Origin of the sequence: Melaminivora alkalimesophila, from assembly GCF_000282995.1 — a bacterium.
In the GTDB taxonomy this organism is placed as follows: Bacteria; Pseudomonadota; Gammaproteobacteria; order Burkholderiales; family Burkholderiaceae_C; genus Melaminivora; species Melaminivora alkalimesophila.
This window is the reverse complement of the sequence record NZ_ALEE01000777.1, coordinates 1-2,789: the sequence shown is the minus strand read 5'-3', so window position 1 is coordinate 2,789 and position 2,789 is coordinate 1. Positions and strand designations below refer to the sequence as shown.

At 71.5% G+C, this 2,789-nt stretch carries 3 protein-coding genes and 1 pseudogene; 2 read left to right on the top strand and 2 right to left on the bottom strand.

Annotated features, from left to right (window positions below; genetic code table 11):
• A pseudogene (locus A612_RS17715) lies at window positions 1-377 on the top strand (hypothetical protein); the annotation flags it as partial.
• Window positions 378-419: 42 nt separating this feature from the next.
• Here A612_RS17715 and A612_RS14980 read toward each other — a convergent pair.
• The gene (locus A612_RS14980; protein WP_019375253.1) at window positions 420-1,235 is read right to left on the bottom strand and encodes a PP2C family protein-serine/threonine phosphatase; all 816 of its coding nucleotides are present in this window, start codon (window positions 1,233-1,235) and stop codon (window positions 420-422) included.
• Between the two features lie 40 nt (window positions 1,236-1,275).
• Window positions 1,276-2,073 (bottom strand): outer membrane protein assembly factor BamD, encoded by a 798-nt coding sequence (locus tag A612_RS14975; protein WP_019375252.1) that lies wholly within the window; start codon window positions 2,071-2,073, stop codon window positions 1,276-1,278.
• A 139-nt stretch (window positions 2,074-2,212) separates the two neighbouring features.
• Between A612_RS14975 and A612_RS14970 the strand changes: the two genes are divergently transcribed.
• The coding region (locus A612_RS14970) for a PHP domain-containing protein (protein ID WP_040437144.1) at window positions 2,213-2,789 on the top strand (577 nt) is incomplete at its 3' end.

The window sequence follows — 2,789 nt, the reverse complement described above, 5'->3', positions numbered from 1 at the left end:
GGCAGGAGCGGGCCCGCCTCAAGCCGCCAGCGCCCGCCGCGCCTGCGGACGTTGCCGAGGAGCGCCCCGGGACGGGCCACGCGCTCCCCGAGGCGGCGGAGGCGCCGCCGCCCCGGCCCCCTCGGGCGCGAGCAAGGCCCGAGCGCGCCGAGCGTTCGGCGAAACCCGCCCGGGCGGCTGCAGCGCCACGGGCGCCGGCCGTGCGCAAGGAAGAGACCGAAGACCGGCAGAGGCGGGAGGCCCAGGCGCGGGCGCGCTTCATGGAACGCCAGGAGCGGGCCCGCCAGCGGCGCGAGGCGTACGAGCGCCGGCGCGCCGAGGACGAGGCGGCGGGCCGCGTCCCGGCCGCTGCGCTGCCGCCTGCAGCAGCGCCCTGAGCCCCGCCGGCCGGACCCCAGGGAAGGGTCGGCCCGGGCCGGTCAGTGAAAGCCTGCCGGCGTCGGGGCGGATGCCGGCGGCAACGAGGCGTTCCTGGGCTCTTCCAGGGCCTCGACCTTGACGACCGCAAGCGAGAGGTTGTCGCCGCCGCCGCGCGCGCGCGTGCGCGCCTTGTCGATCAGGAACTCGCTCGCCTCGCGCGGCGAGAGCGCCTGCAATACCGAGGCCAGCTCCTGGGTGCTGAAGTAGTGCCACACCCCATCGCTGCAGGCGAGCAGCACGTCCCCGGGCTGGAGCTGGTGGATCAGGTGGGGCGTGAGCGGCGGATCGCTCTCCGTGCCGAGGCATCCCACCAGGATGTTCGACTGCGGATGCGCCAGCGCCGCCTCCTCGCTGAGCTCGCCGCGGTCCACCAGCATTTGCACGTAGGAGTGGTCGCTGGTGCGGTGCACGAGTCGGCCATCCCGGAAGTGGTAGATGCGCGAGTCGCCCGCGTGCACCCAGTGGCAGTCGCCGCGCGGGTTGATGAGGAAGGCGGCAATGGTGCTGTGCGGTTCCTGCTCGGACGAGATGGCGGTGAGGCGAATGACGATGTGCGACTCCTGGGCGATGTGCCCGAGCAGGGCGCCGGCGTCGTCCGTCTCCGGCGAGTAGCGCTCGAACAGCTGGCGTGCCGTCAACATCACCTGGTCGGAGGCCTTGCGGCCGCCGCTGCGCCCGCCCATGCCGTCGGCGACCACGCCGAGGACGCAGCCGTGCGCGCGCGGGTGGGGCAGCAGCACCACCTGGTCCTGCTGGTATTCCCGGTCGCCCCGGTGGATGCCGGTGGCGGCGACGAGTCGAAAGGCCCGCTTCATGGGAGGGATCTTCGGGACGGGGTGCAGCAGCTGCGGGCGATCACCAGAACTTCCACCAGGGCTGGTCCTTGGTGCGAAAACCGCTCTGGAGCAGGGTGGTTTGCGGATAGCTGGCACGCAGCACGCGCTCGGCGTCGTCGCGCAGCTGGGTCATGCCCAGGGCGTCGTAGGAGCGCACCAGGATGTAGAGCGCCTCCTCGGTCGCCGGCACGTCCTTGTAGTCGGCAATGGCGCTCTGGGCGCGGTTCACGGCCGCCACGTAGGCGCCGCGCTCGAAGTAGTAGCGCGCGACGTGCACCTCGTACTGGGCCAGCGAATTGACGATGTAGGTCATGCGCTGGCGCGCATCCGGGGTGTAGCGCGAATCGGGAAAGCGCGTCACCAGCTCGCGAAAGGCCTCGAAGGAATCCTTGGCGGCCTTCTGGTCGCGCTCGGACAGGTCCTGGCGCGACAGCCAGGAAAACAGCCCCAGATCGTCGTTGAAGTTGACCAGGCCCTTCAGGTACAGGGCGTAGTCGTAGGCCGGGCTGGCCGGGTGCAGCTTCATGAAGCGGTCCAGCGTCGCCACGGCCTGGGCCTTCTCGCCGCCCTTGTACTGGGCGTAGGCCTTCTCCAGTTGGGCCTGCTGGGCCAGCGGGGTGCCAGCAGCCCGGCCCTCCAGCTTCTCCAGCAGCGGCACCGCCTTGTCGTAGGCGCCGCCCTGCAGCTCGTCGCGCGCCTCGGAGTGGATCTTCTCGGGGCTCCAGCCGGCGGTCCTGTCTTCGCTGGTGCTGGAGCAACCCATGAGCAGGGCAGCAGCCAGCAGGGCCGGGATCAGGGGCAGGGGTGAACGCAACATGGCGGCAGCTCTCGGGCGGTGAACGGAAATCTGGGCGCGGCAGACGGCATCGGCCGGCCAATCATGCATTGTATGTACCTGCGCAGGGTGGCAGCGTGCGCAGCGGGCACCGGGGCCGTTGGATTTCTACAATGCAGGGATGTTTGTCCACCTGCGTCTGCACACCGAGTTTTCCGTCGTCGACGGCACCGTCCGCATCGGCGAGATCGTCCGGGCGGCGGCCGCCGATGGGCAACCCGCTCTGGCGATCACCGACCTGAACAACCTGTTCGGCGCAATCAAGTTCTACCGCGAGGGGCGGGCCAGGGGCGTCAAGCCCATCATCGGTGCGGAGGTCACGCTGGCCGGCGGGGCGGACCAGCCCGCCGCCACCTCGCGGCTGCTGCTGCTGGTCCAGGAAACCCAGGGCTACCTGAACCTGTGCGAATTGCTGGCGCGGGCCTGGACGGGGAACCAGGGCGCCGGGCAGCCGGCCTGTGCGTGGCAGTGGCTGGAAGAGCTCTCGGGCGGCTTGATTGCTCTGTCCGGGGCACAGGCCGGGCCGGTCGGGCAGGCGCTGCTGCGCGGCGCCCAGGATACGGCAGAAGCCGCGGCGGCGCGGCTGGCGGCCATGTTCCCCCAGCGCTTCTACATCGAGCTGCAGCGCGCCGGGCGGTCCGACGACGAGGCGCACGTACAGGCGGCGGCGCAGCTGGCGGCGCGGCTGGGGCTGCCGG

Coding starts and splice junctions, on each gene's coding strand:
- A612_RS14980 (WP_019375253.1), bottom strand. CDS start 1,235: ATGAAGCGGGCCTTTCGACTCGTCGCCGCCACCGGCATCCACCGGGGC.
- A612_RS14975 (WP_019375252.1), bottom strand. CDS start 2,073: ATGTTGCGTTCACCCCTGCCCCTGATCCCGGCCCTGCTGGCTGCTGCC.